This is a genomic window from Gardnerella sp. DNF00497B (genome assembly GCF_049262725.1).
GTDB lineage: Bacteria > Actinomycetota > Actinomycetes > Actinomycetales > Bifidobacteriaceae > Bifidobacterium > Bifidobacterium leopoldii.
Window position 1 is genome coordinate 21,174 of the sequence record NZ_CP058400.1, and the last position, 17,767, is coordinate 38,940.

The following is a 17,767-nucleotide window of genomic DNA, read 5'->3' on the forward strand; positions in this document are numbered from 1 at the left end:
TAAGTTTTAAAGCAATCGTAAGAATATTTAAAACTTACTACTTAACCCGTTATCATACAGTTGTTGAGTAATTAGACATCTGCTGAAGGAATGGAATTGTAGATGCGGCCCAAGGGAAAATCCACTGGAATAATGCTAATACAATGAAGAAATAAATCAGAATCGAAAGAATCCAACGAATCGCTGTAATACCTGGTTGTATGCGCAAAAGACCGCCAAAAATGCTTGCATCAGGCTTTTTCTTTAATCCAGAATGAATAGCGCGAAGTTCTGGCCATTGCCAAGCGATTGCTCCTGCTGCGAAAATCATCACATACACTAATAAAACAACCACCATAACTGGCACTAGTGAAGAAAGATGAGAAACTAGAGATTGTTGCTCATTGTTAATAAACTTCACTTTTCCTTGCTCATCAATAGTAGAAAGTTCTTTTGGAATGCCATCGCTAATCTTTGCCCAATAAGCGAATTTTGCGTAGCTAATCCAGCGATGAGTTGCAGCAGTATACTTAGGTTCGCAAGTTGTAAGAGTAAGCATACGTTTTGTTGGTTTCTCACCAGGATGATCAGGATTTGCATCAATAACTTCACCGTGATCTGGTGTAACAATCTTGTAAGAAGTGTACTTATAGACGAACCAATAATCCTTTGTACGAACTACTATTGCGTCGCCAGGCTTCAGTAAGTCTACATCTCCCAATGGCTGACCATAACCATTTCGGTGACCTGCTACTGCGAAATTACCTATTGCGCCAGGCATTTGTGTGGTTGGATAATGACCTAAACCACGCTTGCTTAAGATGTCTGGCGTAATGCCTTCTACAACATTTCGTTCCCACTGATTTCCAAAACGTGGTATGTATAAACGAGCTACAAGGTCTTCAGACTTTGGTTTGCTTAAAGCAGGTGGGTCAGTATTCTGTGGTAAAGCAATCTTCGTTTTATCGCCAGTTTTTGGGTTTTGCCAAGATATTGCTTGACGCGCCTCTACTTGAGTGTGCTCAGCCTGCTCTCCAGTCCACCACATTTGCCATGCAATGTACAATGCGCAAATAACTGCAAAAGCTATCAACAGTTCGCCAATAATTCCAGCGGCTTGCCACCAGAAATTCGAGCTGCTACGCTTCGTTTTTCCTTCCTGCATATTAGCAGATTGCATAGTGTGCTACTCCTTTATTGATGTATGAAGACTTTGCAACATATTTTATTTGTTTAGCACTTTAGGAACTGTTGCGTACCTTAATGGTTGCAACAAGGCCGATGCTTCGGGGAATCGCAGATTATTCTTTTTCTCCACTTTCCATCCTAATCCAAACGAACTTACATACTCCTTGTAGGTGTGTATGGCTGGTGAATTGTTTAGAGCATCAACCATGCTATCCATTGGACCAATAGCAGATATTTTATACGGTGGCGAGTACTGATGACCTTGCAACATAAGAACGTTACCAATACAAACAACTGCGGAGTTAAATAATACTCGCTGATCCTGAATAGTTATTGCTTCTGCTCCGCCGCGCCACAAAGCATTTACTACAGCTTCAATATCTTGCTGGTGGATTACGTAATCATTAATATTTCCGGATGTTCCGGAACCATTAACTGCGCCTTTCCATAGAGGAGAGTCGTTAAGAGTTACAACAATTCCAGGTCCTTCAAGTTTTGGAAGTACGGTACTACTTCCAGTATCAGAAGATTCTTTTCCTTCACTAGTGCTGCTGCCGAGCGTTTTATTAAGTAAATTAATTTTAGAATCTAAAGATTTTATATCTTCTCGTAAATTTTTTGTGCGCTGCGAATTTCTTTCAACCATTTGACTCGTATTAGAAGTCACAAAAGCAGAGCGGTTTACGCGCAAATTAAGAACGAATAAATAGCCGGTAAGAAATACTGCAACGGCAACAGCAAAACTGCTTAACAGCGAGTGTTGAGCACGATGTTTCCCAGTTCTCTTAGCCATATTTTATCTTCATCCTTCACGCGTTCGAGTGTAACCACTATTATAGCGTGTAGCCGATTGATTGGAGAGTTACAGTTATGGCTGATGAAGAATTGCACACGACTGCAGCTGACGACGCTGCAAAGAAGAGCGATACGTCAAATGAGAATACTTATGGCGTTCCTATGGACGAAGTTGAAGCAGTGTTGAATGCTACTGCGGATAAAGCAACGCTTTCTCCACAGATTCAGCAAATGATGCAGAGACAAGCTGAAAATAGGCGACGTGTCGAAGAAAGCATTAAAGGCACAAAAGCTAATGCTGCATGGTTTGTGCCGCTGTTCTGCACATTAATGGTCGTTGGATTAATTTGGGCTGTTGTTTATTATTTGAACCCTGTGCTTCCAATTCCTGGAATTGGTGCATGGAATTTAGTTATTGCATTAGTAATAGTAATGACTGGATTCATTATGACAATGTGGTGGCGTTAGTCTGTAAAACAAACTGTTTAATATGTTTTAAAAGTAGCTATGCAAATGTTGCGTAGCTACTTTTTTGTTGCTGCTACTGCTCGAATAAGTATGTGATTTTTATTGTTATCAGTTGTTGCAATAATTCTTGTATTTCCGCCATCTTGTAGGTTTAATTTTTTGCGCAATGCTTCTACAGGTATTGGAAAGTTACGAGTAACAATATTTGCATGAGTAATATCAGCAAAAGTTTGTTTTATCTCGCGTTTATTCATGCTGCATATATTTTCAATTTTCCATGTCTTTCCTGGAAATTCTGAGTAGTATTCTTCCGATACGTAAACATGACTATTTGCACTGATTTGTTGTATATTGTATTGAGTTTCTAACACTGAAAAACAACCAGCTTTCATGATTGCTGCATTTGGCTCATAAACGTATTGCGACCATTCTGGCCAGTTATTTATATCTAAAATTTCATCTTTTTTATTATTTTCTTCTCTATTATTTAAAACATTTGATTCAGGCTGTATTGACACCTGATTTGTTGAAGTATTGTAAGTTGCTTGTATAACAGTTATCTGATCATCGTTTGCGCAATATACTGGTACTTTTGTGTGCTGAGAGTTACTGAGTATTATCAATAGTTCCTTGCACTCGTTATTATGTGCGACTATATGTACGGCTTCTACATTGCCACTGAAATCACTAACTGTTTTGTGCCAATCAAGCATTGGAGAAAGTTTAATAATCACTATTTCTGCTTTAGTGAGCAACTGATTTTTAAGATCTAATACGTTTGGAGTGCAATCTTCAATAGCGTATGTGCGAGATCCTTGTTTGTTACGGCGAGCTGGATCAACGTATATTATCGTTGACTTAGGAATATTTTTGAGTGCATCAAGGCTATTGTTGTTGTAGCATTTTACGTTTGTAATACCAAGTGCATTCATATTGTGATGTGCAATGCTAGAAAGTTCGTTTTGCTGTTCAATACAAATAACAGAATCGAAAACTTCAGACATTATTGTGCAATCAACTCCAAAGCCGCCAGTAAGATCCACAAGTGTGCTACTAAAATTTTCTGAATTTAATTTGTTGAGTAATTCTTTTGCAACATTTGCCTTGTATTGTGCTGTTGATTGAGAAGAACACTGTTCCATAGAAATATGCGCAGGGTATATAACTTCGTTGCAGGAAGCCCATTTTGGCAGTTTTTGTTGCGCAATCTGTCTACCTGCTATTTGGTTAATTGCAAACGGTATGTCGATATTCGCGTTGCGTGGAGCTTTAAGAGCAGCTTTGCTTGGCGACAATTGTGCGTTTTCTTTAATAAAAGTGAGTGTAGAAGCGTTTGCTGGTTCTATTGTTTTTGGAACTTGAAGTGTAGACATAAATCTCATTCCTTATGGAGGTGTAGAAAATTTTAGAGCAAGTAAATTTTAAAATTATGTAGTCGATAGTTTAGTCCACAAAAAACTTAAATTGTGGATAACTCTTATACACTTGTGCACAGGTTCACAAAAGGCAAGTTATCAACGTTTGTGATTAACTATGTGGATAACTTATATAGTTGTCACCAATTTAGGCACAACTTATACACAATCCTGTGCACATTGGTGGAAAACTACACGTGTGTAATTTAATAAATCATGCCTTCAAACAAAACATTGCACAAGCAGTGAGAATAGCAAATAGTGATACAAAATATACTAAGAAACGCGTATTAAACGAAGCTTTTTTAAGTAGCGGATTTTGTACTCCGAGCAATGCTGCAATTGCAGTACCTGAAATTAAGCCTCCAACGTGTGATTGCCAAGCGATATTAGGTACAATAATTGGCATAGCGAGAGTAATAGCAATCCAAATAATTGTTCCTCGCATGTTTTCTCCTAGTCGCCATTGTGCTACGAGAAGTGCACCTATAAGCCCCATAATAGCTCCCGAAGCACCGTATGAAGCAACGAACCAATTATTAGTGAGTTTGCACCATACGATATCAGCTACGCTTCCGCCAAAGCCGGATATTAAATACAATCCAAAAAACTTCCATTTACCGAAGAATCGTTCTAATTCAACTCCGAGCGACCAAAGACATAGCATATTGAAGAAAATATGGGTTAAATTTGGTGCGTGAACAAACATTGATGTGAACCAAGTCCAAGGTGTTTGTAACGCAGTAATTGGAAGAAACGCAGTATAGCTTATTAGAGTCGAATAATAATTTGGATATGCAAAGTTTAGTACCATTTCCAATATCCAAATAAAAATGCATGAATATACTAAAATGGCTGTGGTTGTGTTAAAACGAAGTCTTATATTATTTAAAATATTTTTAATATCAAAGTTGTGCATATGCTTATGATATCGGTTTTACTTCACAAATTTAATCAATAACATTATTTAAAAAGATGCAACTCTGAAGAAAAGCAACTATGATAGTTATTACGCGACAAAAAGCGGTATAGATTGTTGACTTGGACGAGCAGGTCAGCTTAACCGGAAAGGAGCCATCATGGAGAACAGATCCTCTGGCGGTTGGAAGTTCTTTGCACTGCTCTTCGGAGCACTGCTCGCAGGTATTGCTGCGTTGTATGTGTACAAGCAGCATAATCCTGATTATGACCCTTGGGAGGAACCATGGGAGAACAGTTCTTCGCCAATTGACCTAGGGTTAGAAAAAGAAGAGAAAGAAGCTAACGATACTCCTGCCGCTGAGGCATAAGTGACATTTGCTTTATACAGTCCAAAATAAAGGTGATTGCGTATATTCGTAGTCGCCTTTATTTGTAATTACTAAAGAATTGTTGCAAACAAAAGCGTTTGCCTTACATGCAATTTAACTAAAATCTACACAAAAAGGCGGAAACTGATTAACAGCTTCCGCCTTTTATGTAATTTACGCAGCAGTATTACTTAATTGCATGCTTGCGCTTTTTGAAACGCAGTTTGCCCAAGGAGAACGATCCAACGGAGGTTGCAATGAACAACGACAGTAATGCTGCATATTGCGTTGCAGAACCTGTTGCTGCTAATAGATTTTTTGACGCATTATTTTGTTCAGTGTGCGATGCGTTAGAAGTGCTATTTGCAGACTGGTTGTTTCTTTTATTTTCGTTATTACCGATATTTTTAGCGGAACAATCACAATTGCAAGCAGGCGAAGTATCGTTATTTTGTTGATCTTTTTGATTTTGTGTGCCGGCATTATTGGGCATAGTTTGAACGTAAATAATATTCGGCTTGTCTGGAACATTTGAGTGATCTGGATTTGCAGGCTTTTGTGGTTCTGGATCTGTTTGTGTTCCAGTATCAGTGGTTTCTGGCGTATCTGTCACTGTATCTGTGCCAGTGCCAGTGTCGGTTGTTTCCGGTGTATCAGTTTGCGTGCCGGTATCGGTGGTTGTTTGCTTATTGTATTGAACATAATAAACATCATCTTTAATATTGACAGTAGTAGAAGCTTTTTCTACTGGCATAACACTATATCCCTTAATTTGAGGAAGTGTAAACTTCTCAAAAACAGCTTTAGACCAAGGGCTTAACACCTTCTTGCCATCTTTGTCTTCAAGAGTACGATGAATTTCTCTTTTGCGAATAATAGTATATTCTGGCTCATTTGGCTGATTGTGAACTGTTATAGTTTGCGTAATAGTTTTTTTGTATTTTACTTCTTCAATAACAAACGATGCGTTAGCTGTTAAATGAGCGTCATTGTAGCTGTTTTTGAACTTGTCGAAAATGGTATCTGTAATTACGTATTTTTTATTATCTTTCTTTTCTTTTTCTTTTATCCAGGCATTGACTTTTTTCTGAGCTTCCGCAAGAACAACGTTTCGTTGTGCATCTTTATTTGAAGCATCAATGCTTGTGCTGTAGTAGACTACTGGCATTTTGATAGTTGCAAAAGGAGCTTTTTTATCGTCATAATCTTTGCGAGAATGATAGAGGCGCACACAATGGTGGAATCCACTTATATTTTTTATTTCCTTAACAAAGGGTCCATCAGTTATGAAAATTGCGCCGATTCCTGATTTGTTATAAGGCCCTTGTTCTTCTCCTTGTGCCATACTTTTAATGATTTTAATAAACAGTGGACTATTCTTATAACTTGTAACAGACTTCCAATCTTTAGCTATTAATGTACCGGTAAGTTTTGAAAACATTCTGTTCATATTGACATCGTGATTAAGCTGCCACTTACCTAAACCAGAGAAGTCTTCGAGATTATAGTTAGAAATAAACATCTGTTGCATATTAGTAACGTTTTTAACATTCCAGTTAGCAAGTGGAGATAAATCTCTTATGTCTGCAGCATAGAACATATCTTTCATAATCGTTACTTTAGCAGTGTTCCAATTCTTCAATGGTTCTACTGATCTCAACTCATAGCATTGTGCAAGCATGCTGTCCATTGTTGTGACATTGTCGGTTTTCCATTTGCTCAAGAATCCAAAATCTTTATCTGGCACTATTTTTAATCCGTTGAATACATAATCCATGTTCGTTACTTTAGAAGTATTCCAGCTAGATAAGTTAGGAAGATCTACCAAAACATAGCATTGAGAAAATAGTTCTTCTAAACTAGTAACATTACTTACATCCCAATTCTCTATGCCTTTTATAGTTTGAAGTTCCCCATTGTCAAAGAATGTTCTATGTAAACCAGTAATTCTACCTGTATGTAAATTAGCAAGATCAATATGTGTAAGCTTTGTGCTTGCAAACAAATAACTTAAGTTAGTGTCAGGCATATTAACAGGATTGCCATTATGAGAAATAGCAATAGTTTTAGTGTTATTTGTAGTGTCAGTTTGATTTTTATCAATTAATCCAGATAAAGTGTTCTCTGCAATGCTTAAGCTAGTAACACCTTTGTACTTGCTTCCATTAGTTGTATCATCTTTAAGATCTGCAAGCGTTGGAACAACTACATGCTTTTTATCGCCATTGTAAGATTCAATGGTCGCGCTTGTGCCATTTACTGTAACAGTCCATTTACTTACGTCAACTTTGCCGTAAATATTTTCGTCTAATGGTTTAAGAGATTGTAGTTCAGTGTTATTTGTTTGAGTTGTGCTTCTATCAGTTTGTTTCAGGGGGGGGGTATTCGTTTGTTTATTATTTTGTGACTGTTGCGTTGACTGCGCAGTTGCGCGAGAAGTTAAAGCAAAGCTGTTTGCTGCAAAACTAAACAAAAGCGCGAGAGCGCATATAACTGCTGTAATTATGTATGAATACGATAAGCGTATACTCTTCTTCTTCATAAAACCTTCTTTAATAAAGCACGCAACTAAAGGCATGCGAATATTGTTGAAAATACATTGCTATTCTAGGAGTTATTAGTGTCAAATGGTAGGTGCATGCAAAATAAAATAACAATATTTACAATTTCTTCAAAAGATTAAAAATAAAAATATATGCATAAATAACGTAACTATGCAAATAAATAACACTACGAAATAAATAACACTACGAAAAGCAGTAGTGAGTTTAGAAACAATAACGCCTGCGGAAGTACAAAACTCACGCAGGCGTTATTATGTATTGCTATTAGAGAATACTCAATTACTCAGCAACAGGTGTTGGAAGAGCACCAGTGTGCCAAATGCGATCGAGGTAATCTTCGATAGAGCGGTCAGAAGAGAAGTAACCAGAGTTGGCTACATTCAAGACTGCCATGCGAGCCCACTTCATTGGATCGCGGTAAGTTTCCTCAATCTGAGCCTGAATATCCATGTAAGAGCTGAAGTCAGCCATTGCCATGAAGTAATCGTGGGTAAGCCAATCGTTAACGAGTGGCTCATACACGCTCTTGTCGCCGTTGGAGAAGGTGCCGTCAGCAACCATATCCACAGCAGTCTTCAAGCGAGGATCAGACTCATAGTACTTACGGGAGCCGCCGTGATCGTAGCCTTCAGCGTAAAGTTTCTCAACCTCGTCAACGGTCATGCCGAAGAGGAAGAAGTTCTCAGCGCCAACGCGTTCGCGAATCTCAACGTTTGCACCATCGAGAGTACCAACAGTCAAAGCACCGTTCAAAGCGAACTTCATGTTACCAGTACCGGAAGCTTCCTTACCAGCCTGAGAAATCTGCTCATCCAAATCGGTGGCAGGAATCAAGTTCATAGCCAACTCGATGTTGTAGTTTGGTGGGAAGAACACAGCGAGCTTGCCCTTGCATGCTGGGTCGTTATTCACCACGCGAGCAACATTGTTAATGAGCTGAATGGTGAGCTTTGCCATAGCATAGCCAGGAGCAGACTTAGCGCCGAAGAACACGGTGCGTGGAAGCATCTTGTCGACGTCGATTGTGCCGTTCTTAATTCCAGCGTACATGGAGATAACCTGGAGGATCTTCATGGACTGGCGCTTGTACTCGTGCAAACGCTTGATGATGGTGTTGAACATGGTGTCTGGGTTGATCTCAAAGCCATACTTCTGCTTTGCGAAATCAACGAAGGCAAGCTTGTTCTGCTTCTTAACTTCAGCAAACTTCTTAACGAATGCCTTGTCGTCAGCCAATGGCTTCAAACCTTCGAGAAGCTCCAAATTACCTTGCCATGCGTCGGTGCCCAAGCCTTCAGTGATAAGAGCAGACATGCGTGGGTTGCTCAAGCGCACGAAGCGACGAGGAGTTACGCCGTTGGTGACGTTCTTGAACTTATCTGGGTAAACGCTGGAGAAGTCCTTCAAAGTGACATCCTTCAACAACTCAGAGTGAAGCTCAGCAACACCGTTAACGTAAGAACCGCCGTAGGTAGCCAAGTAAGCCATACGAACTACAGCACCTTCGCCATTTTCGTCAGCGTCGGTAGCGATGCGCATGCGCTCAACCTGATCCTCAGCAACGCCCTTACCGCGAAGCTCGTTGCGGAACTGCTCGCTGATGCCCTGAATGATCTCAAGGTGGCGTGGCAAAAGTTCGCCGATAAGCTTGGCTGGCCAAACTTCCAAAGCTTCTGGAAGCAAGGTGTGGCAAGTGTAGTTGAAGGTCTTGGTGGTGATACCCCAAGCGGTGTTCCAATCGTAGCCGTACTCGTCCATAAGAACGCGCATAAGCTCTGGAATGCCGATAACTGGGTGAGTATCGTTCAACTGGAAGTTAATCTTGCTTGGGAAGGTGGTGAGATCCGGCTTATCCTGACCTGGATAGAATACGCGGATAGCATCATGAATAGAAGCAGCTACGAAGAAGTACTGCTGCTCAAGACGCAAAGCCTTACCTTCTGGAGTGGAATCTTCTGGGTAAAGAATCTTAGAAATGTTTTCCGCTGCAACCTGTGGCTTAACAGCGTCCAAGTAATCAGACTTGTTGAAGGTGAGCAAATCAAACTCGTCGTAAGACTTAGCAGTCCACAAACGAAGAGTGTTTACGCGACCAGAATTATAACCTGGAACCATGTAGTCAACTGGTACTGCACGAACAGACCAAGCTGGCTTCCAAACGCGCTTGCCGTTTTCTTCTACAACTTCACCACCGAAGTTGACGCGCTGGTCACGACCATAATCAATGTGACCCCATGGCTCTTCATTGCTAAGCCAGTAATCAGGGGTTTCAACCTGCTTACCTTCTTCATCAAAGCGCTGCTTGAAGATGCCGTAACGATACTGGATGCCGTAGCCAAATGCTGGAACGCCAATAGAGGCGAGTGAATCGATGAAGCAGGCTGCGAGACGACCCAAACCGCCGTTACCTAAACCTGGTTCATACTCAGCATCGATAACAGCCTTTGGATCAAAGCCAAGCTTAGTAACAGCCTTATTGAATTGATCAGTAAGACCAGCGTTCAACAAAGCGTTCTCAAGCTGCTTACCCATCAAGAACTCTGCGCTCAAATAGCCCACAGCCTTGGTGTTGCCATTAACCATGTCATGCTGAGTCTGCATCCAAGAGTCCATCAAGTGACGACGAACTGCGGTAGCAGCGGCAACATACACATCTGCCGTAGTGGCCTGCTCTGGCGTTACACCCTGGGTGTACTTGAGGTGCTCTTGAAGTTCTTTGGCAAATGCCGTCGCAGTAGTTTTGGCTTTCGGCGCGACGTGTTTAGTCATATTTGACTCCTTGTGCCGTTTGATATATTTCCTAAAAGTGTGCAGCCTAAAACTTTGTGTTTAGGCAATTAAACCATCACCATTTTGCAGATAACCTTTGCAGATAACTACAAGAGGCATGTGAATGCACACGATAACCCCAAGAATACCACAACCTAACCCCTTTAAATATTTGTATATAACGTCTTAATACAAATATATTGCTGAAAGTAGGTTGTTTAGAAGATAATAAAAAGTATGTCAGTAATACTTGAACGAGATATAAAACGAGGACAATGTGCTTGGCAATCCTGGCGCGAATCAGCTATTAAAGCACTTGGCGATGGCGTAGAAGCTACGCAAATAAATAGTAATATTTTAAATATCTCTTTAAGCGACGAAGCTTTAGCAGTTAGATATTCGCTATATCTTCTTGAAAATAAGGTGCCTGGGTGTGCAGTAGAAGTAAGAGTTGCGCCTTTTGGTGCAGTAAAAATTTTGGAAGGACCAGCTTCGGATCCGCATAATCTCACGCCGCCAGATGTTATTGAACTTGAGCCTAAAGTATGGCTTCGATTAGCGAGTGGTGTTACTAAATGGCATCAGGAACAGGACTTTGGCAACATAAGTGCAATTGGCGAGCGTGATGATTTAAGCGATATTTTGCCGTTGTAAGTTGGCTTTAAGCAGCTTAAATTGCGTATTTACAGCATGTATTTACAAATATCCTGGGCAAACAGTATTTCGAATGCCCAGGATACGTAAATAAAATAATTTTAATAAAATTTAATTTTTAATTGTCGTGTTTGTGTATGAAGTTTGGAATTGGCATAGGGATATGATGATGCACTGGCGTGTGCGCTCCCGAGTTTGTAGAAGAGTTTTCGCTGCTAACGGCTTTTGCAGCTGCTTCCGCAGCCCACTTGGCATACTCGTCTAAATCATCTTCGTTTGAAGCATCAACGGCATCATTTTCTTGATCTGTGTCATTCTCTTCTGGAAGATATGTATCTTCCTCATAGCTTTCGCTCGACGCAAATGGATCGAAGGATCCTTGTCCGGGTTCGCTGGAATTAAGTTCCTTAGCAAGCTCGTCATAATCCGTATCGGTCGTCAGGTATTTGAGCTTACGGGCAATTTTCTGTTGCTTTGCCTTCTGTCGTCCGCGGCCCATCTGACCCCCTCTAAAAATTAAGTAACAATCAGTTCATCACACAAGAGCGTACCACTTAACCGCAACCGAGTATATTGTCTGTGTAAACTTTTACCATAAAAGCCATATTTTCAGCGTAAAAATACGCACAATTAAGGAGCCTAAAATGCCGGAAGAAGCACAGGTTACAGCTGCTGGTAATGAGATGAGCGCAAGCTTCCTTGCAGCGCGTAAACGTTCAGATGCAACGCTTGAAAAGTTAAAAGCTAGCCCTTCGTCTTTTACTATGCTTACTGGAGATCGCCCAACTGGCCGTTTGCATTTAGGACATTATTTTGGATCTATTCGTGAGCGTGTTGCAATGCAGCAGCGCGGAGTAAAAACTAATATTATTATTGCAGATTATCAAGTAATTACTGATCGTGACACTACTGAGCATATTGAAGATAATGTTTTGAATTTAGTGCTGGATTATATGGCTGCCGGAATTGATCCTGAAAAAACAATGATATTTACTCATTCCGCAGTTCCTGCAGCAAATCAGCTTATGTTGCCTTTCCTTTCGCTCGTTACAGAAGCAGAATTACACAGGAATCCTACTGTAAAGTCGGAAATGGAATCATCTGGACATGCTTTAACCGGATTGCTCCTTACGTACCCAGTGCACCAGGCTTGCGATATTTTGTTCTGCAAAGCTAATGTTGTGCCGGTTGGTAAAGATAATTTGCCGCACGTTGAAATCACTCGTACGATTGCTCGCCGTTTTAATGAGAGATACGCAAAAAAGAATCCAGTGTTCCCAGAGCCAGCAGCAATTTTGTCTGATGCTCCTGAAATTCCAGGATTGGACGGACGAAAGATGAGTAAATCTTACGGTAATTCGATTATGCTCGGAGCTACTGCCGAGGAAACTGCCAAATTAATTAAGAAGAGTCCAACTGATTCTGAGAGGATGATTACTTTTGATCCAGTAACTCGTCCGCAAGTTTCTGCGCTTCTTACTACCGCAGGTTTAGTTACAGGCAGGGATCCTAAAGAGATTGCTGAAGAAATTGGCAACGCTGGTGCTGGCGCATTGAAAGCTTATGTAATTGAAAATGTAAATAATTTCTTGGCACCTCACCGTGAGCGTCGTGCAGAACTTGCAAAAGACATGGATACTGTTCGAGACATTTTGCATGACGGCAATAAGCGTGCAAATGCTATTGCAGAAGAAACGCTTTCCCAAGTGCGAGATGCTATGGGAATGAAGTATTAATTAAATTTCAATAAGTAAAGTAATAAAAAATAAAGCCGCTCGCAAGAAAACTTGTAAGCGGCTTTTTGTTAAAAATTAACGGGTTGAAACTTAGAACATCACACGTCGTAACGCCAGCTTTTATCTGTAATAACGCGTGCTACAGCAAGACCAATAGGTAAGCAAATAATTACCATGAAAGCGCGGAAAGTCCAGTCTAACGCCGGAAGCGTGTGGAATTGACCAAGATAAAACATTGCGCGATACATATAAAGTCCAGGAACCATAATTACGATAGATGGAACCGTAAGACCTATTCGTGGATAACCCAAATATTGAGGCGCTAATCCGTGACGAACGATAGTTCTCCAAGCAGAAGCTAGCAAACCTGCCAATAAAGCACCGCTGAAAGCTGCAATTTCGGCAGCAACTCCAAAATCTGTCATAGTTAAGCGAAGAGTATCTGTAATAGCGCCAATAATGCCAGCAACTATGCACATGCGTTGTGGAGAATTAAACAGCACTGAGAAGCCCCATACTCCGGCAAAAGCTGTAATAAGTCGAAGAACTGCGTTAAGCCAAGGATTTAATCCGAGGGGAGGGAAGCCTTGAGGATTGAGCTGTACAAGGCTTGCAACCGTCCATCCTGCAAGAGTTCCCATCAAAATAATCGCCATTGTGTAACACAGTCGTTGAATTCCTGAAGGGAAATCAATTTTTGCAATATCTAAGCCGCCTGTAATAAGAGGGAATCCAGGAATAACAAACAACACTGAACCAATATATGCAGTTGTATGATTGAGCGCGCTAGGGTCAAAGAAGCCAATAAGACGTAAAGCCCCAATGCATGATAGTGCACCTATTGCAACAGCTACGAATGTAACTACAAACTGGTTTAGATGCTTCATAAACATTCTGCGACGAATATAGTGACCGATTCCTGCTCCAATAAAAGCACCAATCATGTCGTAAATGCCGCCGCCAAGCAAGAACGCAAAGGATGCGCAAGCAACTGCCGAAGCAAGACCAGCAAACCACGGTTTGTATAGCGGTTTCCTATTTTTAATCAAATCAAGACGGTCGTGTACTTCCCTAACTGTAAGAGGATGATCATTTTTAGATTCGTCATTACTATTAGATGCGTTTACGTGCGAAAAATGTTCAGCGTAAGCACTTTCTGGCTGCAGTGCAAAAATGCCGCGTGGTTTTTCTTTTTTTATAGCTTCTTGCAACGCTTTCTTTTTTGCAATTTTAGTAGCATTTTCTTCAGACTGCTTAGCTGTTTGTACAATGGTATGTTCGTCGTCGCTCGCTTGCAATGTGTCAACTAATTCCTTAGAAACAGCAGCTTTAGAGTGATATAAAGAATCGTTTCCAAGCTTGACGTTAAACCAATCTGCAAAATGTTCTAGAAGCCAAATGCGCTCAGTGTTAACACCTGTGGTTGGAAGATCTACAACTTCAGTAATTCGCTCATGCTTATCAGTACAAGTTGCTTCAATATCTGTGAGATTCACGTCCGCGCGCACATGTACACCCATTGGTTCGCCGATTCTGTGCATAAGCTCGCGAACTCGGTAGCTTCCTGTGCCTGCTCCTAAGCCGAGTGCGCCGACGCGAATAATAATACTCGATTTCGCAGCAATTCCTGCTTGCGTAACTGGCTTATCCCAATCTCGCTCAACATCGTCCATATCGAGTGGAATAGCATGAGTATGAAAACGTCCAGAAGGTTTTCCGACTATATGACCAGTCGAAAGAATTTCAGGCTTATCGCAATCGCAGTTGTTGATGCTGTTGTCGTATTCATTATTCTCGATATTATTCTCTGCTGTACTCACAATTTTTTAGTATACGCAACCCCGTTGCCGAGTTATATTTTGTTGATAAATCAGCATTCTTTACTACGTCCGGTGGTAGTTTCACAATTAACTTGGTATCTCGCTGGAAACAAGGCTGTGGGCTTGCAACTTCTGACCTACATAACCGCGGAGGAGCCGCGGAAGTCAGACGACCAAGCAACCTTAGTCTGGCGTAAGGAGGTCTGATGGCAACAGAAAATCAGCAGGTTACTCCGGCAGACGCAACTATTGTTACGTCTGGTTTAGGGCGAAAAGGCCCAGAGGAGCGTGACCTTCCAGCATCACTTAAGCAAGACATGGATTTGTGCTTGCATATTCTTCGTGATGTTCTTGGCGAATTTGATGAAAAATTATTAGCAGTATTCGACGATGTGCGTTTGAATGCTGTAGAAGCTAGTGCAGCTCATTTTGCGCAAATGGTAGACGCAAAAGTAACTGCAGATGATGGCTTAAGTAAAGCTGTTAGCAAGCTCAACGGAATGAATTTGCACGATACGCAGCTTTTAGCTCGTGCTTTTGCAACATATTTCCACTTGGCAAATTTGTGCGAGGAAAATTATCGTGTTTCTGTACTTCATCAGCGTGAATGTGAAGTTGAAGATTCGTTGCCGGTTGATCCAGTTAATGAACTAACTTGTGCTTATCACAAGTTGCTTACTGAAATGAGCCCTGCTGAAGCGAAAGAATTGCTCGCAAAGCTTGAGTTCCATCCTGTATTTACTGCGCACCCAACCGAAGCTCGTCGTAAAGCCGTTGCAGGTAAAATTCGCAGAATTTCGCAATTATTAAGCGAACATCATCGTTTAGGCGGATCTGATAAGCGCGAAAATTATCGTCGTCTCTATAACGAAATTGATGCGCTTCTTCGCACTTCTCCGATTGCTTTGAAGAAGCCAACTCCAGTTGAAGAAGCTGACACTATTCTTGACATTTTTGACGCTACTTTGTTTGACACGATTCCAGTCGTGTATCGTCGATTTGACGATTGGCTGCTTGGCAAGAAGGCTGGATTAGTTCCTCCGCGTTGCCCTGCATTCTTCCATCCAGGAAGCTGGATTGGTTCAGATCGAGATGGCAACCCTAATGTGACAGCTAAAGTGAGTCGTCAAGTCGCTCGAAAGTTTAGCGATCACGTGCTTGTGGCTTTGGAGAATCGTACTCGCGAAGTTGGAAAATGCTTAACTATGGAAACGCGCACAACGCCTCCAAGTGTGGAGTTGCTTGAGTTGTGGAATCGTCAGCGCGAAATGAGCGAACAGCTTACAGAAAACGCTTCGGATGTTTCTAACAGTGAGCCGCATCGTGCTGTAATGCTTGTAATGGCTGACCGTTTGCATCGCACTATTAGCCGCGATACGGATTTGATGTATCATTCTTGCGAAGATTTCATTGAGGATTTGCAAATTGTGCAACGCTCTTTGGCAGAAGGCGGAGATCCTCGTGCTGCATATGGTCCTTTGCAGGATTTGATTTGGCAGGCGCAAACCTTTGGATTCCACATGGTTGAAATGGAATTCCGTCAGCATTCTCTCGTGCATTCTCGTGCTTTGGAAGATATTCGCGAACATGGATTGCATGGCGAACGCGGTCCGCTTCAGCCAATGACTCGTGAAGTACTCGATACGTTCCGCGCTTTGGGAGCAATTCAAAAGCGCAACGGTATGCGCGCTGCTCGACGCTACATTATTTCCTTCGCAAAATCTGCTCAGCATGTACGTGACGTATTTGAGCTAAATCGTCTTGCTTTCGCTCATCCACAGGATGCGCCAACAATCGACGTCATTCCGCTGTTTGAGCAGCTTGAAGATTTGCAGAATTCCGTAAATGTGCTTGAGGAGATTATTAAAATTCCTGAAGTGCAAGCTCGTCTTAAGGCTACTGGTCGCAAGATGGAAGTTATGCTTGGATATTCGGATTCTTCCAAGGATGCTGGTCCTACTTCCGCAACGCTTGCTTTGCATTCCGCTCAGGAGCGAATTGCTCAATGGGCTAAGAAGCATGATATTGATTTGACACTGTTCCACGGCCGCGGCGGTGCTGTTGGTCGCGGTGGCGGTCCTGCAAACCGTGCAGTGCTTGCGCAGCCAGTTGGTTCCGTCAACTGCCGTTTCAAGCTTACTGAGCAGGGCGAAGTTATTTTCGCACGATATGGCAATCCAATTCTTGCTATTCGTCACGTTGAATCCGTTGCTTCTGCAACTTTGCTTCAGTCTTCGCCAAGTGTTGAGAAAACTAACACTGATATGACGAAGAAGTATGCAGATATGGCTGCAAAACTTGATGTTGCAGCTCATGAGCGCTTCCTTGATTTGCTGCAAACGGATGACTTTACTCCATGGTTCTCTACGGTTACGCCGCTTAGCGAGATTGGCTTGCTCCCAATTGGTTCTCGTCCTGCCAAGCGTGGTTTGGGTGCGAAGTCGTTGGACGATTTGCGAACAATCCCGTGGGTGTTCTCCTGGGCTCAGGCTCGCATTAACTTAGCAGCATGGTACGGTTTGGGCACGGCTTGCGAAAAGTTTGGTGACTTGGAAACTTTGCGCAGAGCTTACGAAGAGTGGCCGCTGTTCAGTACTTTTATTGACAATATCGAGATGTCTTTGGCTAAGACAGATGAGCGTATTGCTCGCATGTACTTAAGCCTTGGAGATCGTGAAGATTTGAGCGATAAAGTACTTTCAGAAATGCAGCTTACTCGCAAGTGGGTTTTGCAAATTGTTGACGACAAGTGGCCTTTGCAGCACCGTCACGTGCTTGGTCAGGCTATTCGTGTGCGCTCGCCTTATGTTGACGCGCTGTCTGTAATTCAGTCGCTTGCATTGCACAAGCTTCGCAACAAGGTAGACAAAGAAGAGCTTAGCGAAAGCCAGCAGGCAGAGTTCATCTACCTTATTCTTTGCACTGTTTCTGGTGTTGCTGCAGGCTTGCAGAATACTGGATGATTTTATAAGTTTATATGATTAAGAAAAGCCTTCGTGCTGCTTTATTAGCTGTGCGTTGGCTTTTCTTTTTACAATCATATTTTATAAATTTTGTTAGCTTTTATAGCATATTTTCTATTTAACACAG

The 17,767-nt window shown here is 41.7% G+C and carries 13 protein-coding genes; 5 read left to right on the forward strand and 8 right to left on the reverse strand.

Features of this window, described 5'->3' with window-relative positions; all coding sequences use genetic code 11:
- Positions 1-52: 52 nt before the first annotated feature.
- Both HXT26_RS00085 and HXT26_RS00090 read right to left on the reverse strand, forming a co-directional pair.
- Positions 53-1,159 carry a class E sortase gene (locus tag HXT26_RS00085; protein WP_004106114.1) on the reverse strand — a complete coding sequence of 369 codons (1,107 nt, stop codon included), beginning with the start codon at positions 1,157-1,159 and terminating at the stop codon, positions 53-55.
- 45 nt (positions 1,160-1,204) lie between these two features.
- A complete protein-coding gene (locus HXT26_RS00090; RefSeq protein ID WP_004106116.1) occupies positions 1,205-1,960 on the reverse strand; it encodes a DUF881 domain-containing protein in 756 nt (251 codons plus the stop codon).
- Between the two features lie 77 nt (positions 1,961-2,037).
- Between HXT26_RS00090 and crgA the strand changes: the two genes are divergently transcribed.
- Complete coding sequence (gene crgA, locus HXT26_RS00095) at positions 2,038-2,430, forward strand: cell division protein CrgA (protein ID WP_004106118.1); 393 nt, start codon at positions 2,038-2,040, stop codon at positions 2,428-2,430.
- A 56-nt stretch (positions 2,431-2,486) separates the two neighbouring features.
- On the opposite strand, the gene HXT26_RS00100 is transcribed toward crgA, so the two are convergent.
- On the reverse strand, positions 2,487-3,803 hold the full coding sequence (locus HXT26_RS00100; protein WP_422111994.1) for a THUMP-like domain-containing protein: 1,317 nt from the start codon (positions 3,801-3,803) through the stop codon (positions 2,487-2,489).
- 256 nt (positions 3,804-4,059) lie between these two features.
- Positions 4,060-4,764 carry a rhomboid family intramembrane serine protease gene (locus tag HXT26_RS00105; protein ID WP_004106124.1) on the reverse strand — a complete coding sequence of 235 codons (705 nt, stop codon included), beginning with the start codon at positions 4,762-4,764 and terminating at the stop codon, positions 4,060-4,062.
- 160 nt (positions 4,765-4,924) lie between these two features.
- On the opposite strand from HXT26_RS00105, the gene HXT26_RS00110 reads away from it, so the two are divergent.
- The gene (locus HXT26_RS00110; RefSeq protein ID WP_004106126.1) at positions 4,925-5,134 is read left to right on the forward strand and encodes a hypothetical protein; all 210 of its coding nucleotides are present in this window, start codon (positions 4,925-4,927) and stop codon (positions 5,132-5,134) included.
- 187 nt (positions 5,135-5,321) lie between these two features.
- Here the strand turns inward: HXT26_RS00110 and HXT26_RS00115 are convergent, their stop codons facing one another.
- A complete protein-coding gene (locus HXT26_RS00115) occupies positions 5,322-7,676 on the reverse strand; it encodes a BspA family leucine-rich repeat surface protein (RefSeq protein ID WP_422111995.1) in 2,355 nt (784 codons plus the stop codon).
- 301 nt (positions 7,677-7,977) lie between these two features.
- Positions 7,978-10,467: a glycogen/starch/alpha-glucan phosphorylase gene (locus HXT26_RS00120; RefSeq protein ID WP_004119745.1), complete on the reverse strand. Its 2,490-nt coding sequence runs from the start codon at positions 10,465-10,467 to the stop codon at positions 7,978-7,980.
- A 237-nt stretch (positions 10,468-10,704) separates the two neighbouring features.
- Between HXT26_RS00120 and HXT26_RS00125 the strand changes: the two genes are divergently transcribed.
- Positions 10,705-11,121 carry a sterol carrier family protein gene (locus HXT26_RS00125; protein ID WP_004106130.1) on the forward strand — a complete coding sequence of 139 codons (417 nt, stop codon included), beginning with the start codon at positions 10,705-10,707 and terminating at the stop codon, positions 11,119-11,121.
- Positions 11,122-11,239: 118 nt separating this feature from the next.
- On the opposite strand, the gene HXT26_RS00130 is transcribed toward HXT26_RS00125, so the two are convergent.
- Positions 11,240-11,620, reverse strand: coding sequence for a DUF3073 domain-containing protein (locus tag HXT26_RS00130; RefSeq protein ID WP_004106131.1), 381 nt, complete (start codon positions 11,618-11,620; stop codon positions 11,240-11,242).
- A gap of 145 nt (positions 11,621-11,765) precedes the next feature.
- Between HXT26_RS00130 and trpS the strand changes: the two genes are divergently transcribed.
- Positions 11,766-12,857 carry a tryptophan--tRNA ligase gene (gene trpS / locus HXT26_RS00135; RefSeq protein ID WP_004119748.1) on the forward strand — a complete coding sequence of 364 codons (1,092 nt, stop codon included), beginning with the start codon at positions 11,766-11,768 and terminating at the stop codon, positions 12,855-12,857.
- A 98-nt stretch (positions 12,858-12,955) separates the two neighbouring features.
- Here the strand turns inward: trpS and HXT26_RS00140 are convergent, their stop codons facing one another.
- Complete coding sequence (locus tag HXT26_RS00140; protein WP_116442543.1) at positions 12,956-14,677, reverse strand: threonine/serine ThrE exporter family protein; 1,722 nt, start codon at positions 14,675-14,677, stop codon at positions 12,956-12,958.
- A 206-nt stretch (positions 14,678-14,883) separates the two neighbouring features.
- On the opposite strand from HXT26_RS00140, the gene HXT26_RS00145 reads away from it, so the two are divergent.
- Positions 14,884-17,640 (forward strand): phosphoenolpyruvate carboxylase, encoded by a 2,757-nt coding sequence (locus HXT26_RS00145; RefSeq protein WP_004119754.1) that lies wholly within the window; start codon positions 14,884-14,886, stop codon positions 17,638-17,640.
- Positions 17,641-17,767: the final 127 nt, after the last annotated feature.

Bases quoted from the DNA above. Each gene is read 5' to 3' on its own strand.
- HXT26_RS00085 (WP_004106114.1), bottom strand. From the start codon at position 1,159: ATGCAATCTGCTAATATGCAGGAAGGAAAAACGAAGCGTAGCAGCTCG.
- HXT26_RS00090 (WP_004106116.1), bottom strand. From the start codon at position 1,960: ATGGCTAAGAGAACTGGGAAACATCGTGCTCAACACTCGCTGTTAAGC.
- crgA (WP_004106118.1), top strand. From the start codon at position 2,038: ATGGCTGATGAAGAATTGCACACGACTGCAGCTGACGACGCTGCAAAG.
- HXT26_RS00100 (WP_422111994.1), bottom strand. From the start codon at position 3,803: ATGTCTACACTTCAAGTTCCAAAAACAATAGAACCAGCAAACGCTTCT.
- HXT26_RS00105 (WP_004106124.1), bottom strand. From the start codon at position 4,764: ATGCACAACTTTGATATTAAAAATATTTTAAATAATATAAGACTTCGT.
- HXT26_RS00110 (WP_004106126.1), top strand. From the start codon at position 4,925: ATGGAGAACAGATCCTCTGGCGGTTGGAAGTTCTTTGCACTGCTCTTC.
- HXT26_RS00115 (WP_422111995.1), bottom strand. From the start codon at position 7,676: ATGAAGAAGAAGAGTATACGCTTATCGTATTCATACATAATTACAGCA.
- HXT26_RS00120 (WP_004119745.1), bottom strand. From the start codon at position 10,467: ATGACTAAACACGTCGCGCCGAAAGCCAAAACTACTGCGACGGCATTT.
- HXT26_RS00125 (WP_004106130.1), top strand. From the start codon at position 10,705: ATGTCAGTAATACTTGAACGAGATATAAAACGAGGACAATGTGCTTGG.
- HXT26_RS00130 (WP_004106131.1), bottom strand. From the start codon at position 11,620: ATGGGCCGCGGACGACAGAAGGCAAAGCAACAGAAAATTGCCCGTAAG.
- trpS (WP_004119748.1), top strand. From the start codon at position 11,766: ATGCCGGAAGAAGCACAGGTTACAGCTGCTGGTAATGAGATGAGCGCA.
- HXT26_RS00145 (WP_004119754.1), top strand. From the start codon at position 14,884: ATGGCAACAGAAAATCAGCAGGTTACTCCGGCAGACGCAACTATTGTT.